The organism is Psychroflexus sp. MES1-P1E, assembly GCF_002836055.1.
Classification (GTDB): Bacteria; Bacteroidota; Bacteroidia; order Flavobacteriales; family Flavobacteriaceae; genus Psychroflexus.
This window is the reverse complement of sequence record NZ_PJBS01000184.1, coordinates 1-4,434: the sequence shown is the minus strand read 5'-3', so window position 1 is coordinate 4,434 and position 4,434 is coordinate 1. Positions and strand designations below refer to the sequence as shown.

Genomic DNA, 4,434 nt, shown 5'->3' with positions numbered 1-4,434 from the left:
CATATTGGATGTTATATCAAATGTTAGCGTAAAAAAATAATAAATTTCAAGTTAAAATTTTTTAATTATTTCGATAATTGTCTGGTAATTGTTTGGCGATTTTTTAATAATTGCCAAACAATTGCCATCTCCTCGAATTATCCCTTACTTGCAAATCCCAGATCAATCAAGATCATATAGCGTTGGCCTATCGGCATGCCGTATGCTTAGTCATTATATGAAGTTATTTTCTCTTTAAAAATTCCATAATCTGAAAATTCGATTGATTTTACTTTATACTTAGGCTTAAAGACATGATGCATTTTTGAAACGAGACTATCATTAGCAAATTCTGAAAACATTAAATTTTTGATTTCTATAGCTATTATTTCTTTGTTAATATTCTGTCGGATTATAACATGTCCATTTTTCCTTTGTGCTGTCTTTATAAGCTAATTGTTTCTTACTTGTGTTAAAACTTAAATCATAAAAACAAAAGCTGTCTTTGGATTCTCTGAAATTTGAGAATTTATAAGGTATTAGACTATGATTTACCAATTCCGAAAATATTAATTTTTTAATTTCTACATCTATTCTTTGCTTGTTTGTATTCTGTTCCTTTTTTATTTTTATACTGTCTTTATGATGTGTTTTAAACTTATAATAGACATAATTTAAATCATAAAAACAAATACTGTCTTTGGTTTCCTTAAAATCAGAGAATTCATGACTTAAATGTTTACTATTTGCTTGTCTATAACCTTTCTATTGATAATATTTAGTTTTAATATTTATTCCTTGAATTTCTGATTCCTTTGACTTCGTTGGGATGTAAGTCTCTTTCGTTTTTTGCATTTCTTTATATGGAACATCATCAATCACAACAACTTCAATTAAATTTTTATGTGGTATTTCTATGAAATAATCTAGAATAATACTCTTCATTCCTTGAATTTTGAAAATCTTAGTAGTGTCTAAAATTGCATATCCAGCTTTATGTGTATCACGTCCTCCCCAAGCATCATATTTGTAAATAGCTTTCGAAGTTCCTTCTATTTTTTGTTCGTAAAGAGTAATGTCCCATTCTTCTTTTCCACAAGCGTAAAGTGAGATTAAAAGTCTAAAACAAAATATTTTAGCGATGTCTTTTCAATTTGTAAACTAGTGTTTTATTCTGATTAACATTTTTTCAATTATTTAAAAATTAATTACTTATATTTATTATTTTCAGATGCATTTTCTCTTTTCGAGGCCTAAAGATTACCTTAAAATAATTATTTTCCTTCCCGAAAAAAAGTAATTGTGCCTAACGTATGGATGAACAGCTAATTATGTTATCCACTTTATCTAAAGAATAAATTTAGTGTTTTTTTATTGTCTTAAAATTCTTAACATTAAAACATACTTTAATAAATAGTGAAATCTCGGAGGTAATTAATCTACCTCTCAAATCACAATATTAGAATACACTCAATTATAAATGCTTCAACACTACCCTAGTAACAATTGTAAATATGATGTTTTATAGCTTCTAATAGGCAAATCAATAGCTGATTAATGATTTTGCAATTATCTTGGATTGCTTCACCGTTGATAATAAAGTTGAAGGTTTCTGTTTGGTCTAGTCATAAAAAAAACACAACAAAAAAACTCAAAGAATCAGTTTTATGAATTCATGAGCCTAGACTATTAGTGTTTCAAATTAAAATAGAAAAGAGTTGTTTTTACCTCAGTTCTTTGTTGGCTTTTAGTGCTTTTCTTACTTCATTGTCACGATTACTTTTCCAACAGTTCTACCAATTTCAAGGTGTGAGTGAGCATCTCCCATTTTTTCAAAAGCAAATGTTTTAGAAATATGCGGTTTTATAGCTTCACTTTCCAGCATGTTTTTAAGAGTGTTCATATCATCTCCATTGGATTGCACCATAGTGAAAGAAACGTCAACATTGCGTTCTTTTGCTAATTTCAAAATCTCATCAGAGAAGTCAGCTGTTGGTAATGAAATAATTGTGCCTCCTTTTTTTGTAACTTTTATTGAATTGAGTAGAATATCTCCATTAAACATATCCAGCACAAAATCTACATCTGTAAGAATTTCTTCAAATTTTTGAGAATTGTAATCTATATGCTCGTCAGCACCAAGTGATAGTATAAAACTCTTATTTTTTGCAGAACTTGTAGAAATTACATAAGCACCTAATGATTTTGCAATCTGAATAGCAAAATGACCCACGCCACCAGAACCACCATGTATTAGTACGCGATCACCTTTCTTAACTCTTGGTTTTAATGTTTGTAGAGTAGTTAATGCAGCCAAAGTTGTAGCTGCTGCTTCATTAAAAGATATGTTTTTAGGGATTTTAGCCAATTGATTTTCAGGTGCTGCCACAAATTCTGCATAAGCCTTACCACTTCCAGGAAAGTTTATCATACCAAATACATTATCTCCAATTTCAAATTTTGTTACATTATTTCCAATAGCAACAATAGCTCCAGATATATCCCATCCTATAATAGCTGGGCGTTCTGCTCCATTTAATGAATTTAGGAAGTCTTCAAGAACTCTTACTTTAAAATCTACAGGATTAATACTTATTGCTTTTACTGAAATAAGAACTTCATTTTCTTTTATGTTTGGTTTTTCAATATCCTTAATTATAAAATTTTCTACACCGCCTGCTTGTTTTAATACTATCGCCTTCATTTTTTTTATTTTATATTTAAACTATTGTTTTTATAGTTGCAAAATTAAATAAAGTTTTTAGTTTGTAAGATAACGGTCAGAAAGGATAGTTTAAAATTTATTTAAAATAAGGAATTATGCATTTAATAAAAGGAAAAGAATATCCTTGACATTAAAGTGTTACCATGGCATTAATAGGCGGTAGGTGGAAAACGGTGATACTATTTCATTTTATAGAGAAGCCGTTGAGGTACAATGAAATTAGGAAAGGAATGCAAACTGTTGCGGAAAGAACACTCCGCCTGTAATTAAAAACTTTACAAGAAGGTAGGATTATTAAAGGAAAAGTGTTTTCTAAAAAACCACCTTTAAAAGTCGAATATTCTCTATCCGAATTTGGAAAAACACTGATTCCTCTTTTAACTTCTATAGCTAATGGGGGGATTATGTTACTACCAAATTTTTAAAACAATATTTTCTTAATAGATTTGCTTGTTGCTAAAAAGTCTTAACATTAAAATATACCTTAATAAATGGTGAAGTTTTAGAGGTAATTAATCTACCTCTAAAATCTAAATATTAGAATACACTCTATTATAAATGCTTCAACATTAGCTTAGTAACATTTATAAATATGATGTTTTATAGCTACTAATAGGCAAATTACCAATTGATTAATGGCCTGTAATGGTTTTACGATTACCTTGGGTTGGAGGCCCAACGGGTTTACAAAAACCCTTTGCTTCACCGTTGATTATAAAGTTGAAAGTTTCTGTTTTGCCTAGACAGGTAGAATAAAAACAAAAAAAAGGGCTCAGAGATTGAAAAATATGAACCTCTGAGCCTAGACTACTAATGCTTCAAATTAATGCAGAAAAGGCTTGTTTCCTGCCTCAGTTCTTTGCTCGTAGCATTATTTCAAGTTTACTTTTTCAAGTACTTGTTGTACTTTATCTTTATTTAGTGGTTTTTCTATATAATCTACCACACAGTTAAATTGGCTAGCCCGATCTTTGTCCTTTTGACGCATGGATGAGGTAAGTATGACCACTTTCATCTTCATGCACGAAGACTCTTTTACTGCTCGGTTAAGAAAAGAGAAGCCATCCATAACTGGCATATTAAGGTCTAAAAACACCAAGTCAGGACAGTTCTTTTTTTTTAGACTGTCTAAAGCTTGTTTGCCATCTGTGACTGCAGTAATAGCGTTAAAGCCCATTTTTGATAATACCATTTCTGATAAAAAAATTCCAATATCGTCATCGTCAACTAATAGTATACTTGTTTCAATTGTTGGTAGCATTAGTTTTAGTTTACTTGTTCCAGTGCTTGTCGCACTTTATATTAATTTAGTGGCTTTTCTATATAATCTACCAAATTGGCTGGCTTGATCTTTATCCTTTTGGCAAGTGAATGAGGCAAGTATTATCATGTTCATCTGCATGCACAAGAGTTCTTTTAATGCTCGGGCAAGAAAAGAAAAACCATCCATAACTGGCATATTAAGGTCTAAGAACACTAAGTTAAGACAATTCTCTTTTTTTAAATTGCCTAAGGCTTGTTTGTCATCTGTGACTGTGATAATAGCGTTAAAGTCCATTTTTGTTGATTCCATTTCTGATAAAAAATTTCCAATATCGTTATCATCCATTAATAATATCCTTGTCTTTATTATTAGCAACATTAATTCAAGTTTGCTTTTCCCAGTGCTTGTCTCACTTTATATTGATTTAATGGTTTTTCTATATAATCTACCACACAGTTAAATTGGT

The 4,434-nt window shown here is 30.0% G+C and carries 5 protein-coding genes and 1 pseudogene; 1 reads left to right on the top strand and 5 read right to left on the bottom strand.

The genetic code is table 11. The features are described 5' to 3' along the window. Positions 1-206 precede the first annotated feature (206 nt). The 3 genes from CXF67_RS18765 to CXF67_RS08275 all read right to left on the bottom strand — a co-directional run bounded on the left by CXF67_RS18765 (position 207) and on the right by CXF67_RS08275 (position 2,683). Positions 207-341, bottom strand: a complete 135-nt coding sequence (locus tag CXF67_RS18765) for a hypothetical protein (RefSeq protein WP_257984636.1) — start codon at positions 339-341, stop codon at positions 207-209. 403 nt (positions 342-744) lie between these two features. Then, the gene (locus CXF67_RS08280) at positions 745-924 is read right to left on the bottom strand and encodes a hypothetical protein (RefSeq protein WP_102088331.1); all 180 of its coding nucleotides are present in this window, start codon (positions 922-924) and stop codon (positions 745-747) included. Positions 925-1,738: 814 nt separating this feature from the next. Further along, positions 1,739-2,683, bottom strand: coding sequence for an NADP-dependent oxidoreductase (locus CXF67_RS08275; RefSeq protein WP_102088330.1), 945 nt, complete (start codon positions 2,681-2,683; stop codon positions 1,739-1,741). Between the two features lie 164 nt (positions 2,684-2,847). Here CXF67_RS08275 and CXF67_RS08270 point away from each other — a divergent pair. After that, a pseudogene (locus tag CXF67_RS08270) lies at positions 2,848-3,129 on the top strand (winged helix-turn-helix transcriptional regulator). 446 nt (positions 3,130-3,575) lie between these two features. Here CXF67_RS08270 and CXF67_RS08265 read toward each other — a convergent pair. Both CXF67_RS08265 and CXF67_RS08260 read right to left on the bottom strand, forming a co-directional pair. Further along, the gene (locus CXF67_RS08265) at positions 3,576-3,965 is read right to left on the bottom strand and encodes a response regulator (RefSeq protein WP_102088329.1); all 390 of its coding nucleotides are present in this window, start codon (positions 3,963-3,965) and stop codon (positions 3,576-3,578) included. 36 nt (positions 3,966-4,001) lie between these two features. Then, on the bottom strand, positions 4,002-4,313 hold the full coding sequence (locus CXF67_RS08260) for a response regulator (RefSeq protein WP_180957927.1): 312 nt from the start codon (positions 4,311-4,313) through the stop codon (positions 4,002-4,004). Positions 4,314-4,434: the final 121 nt, after the last annotated feature.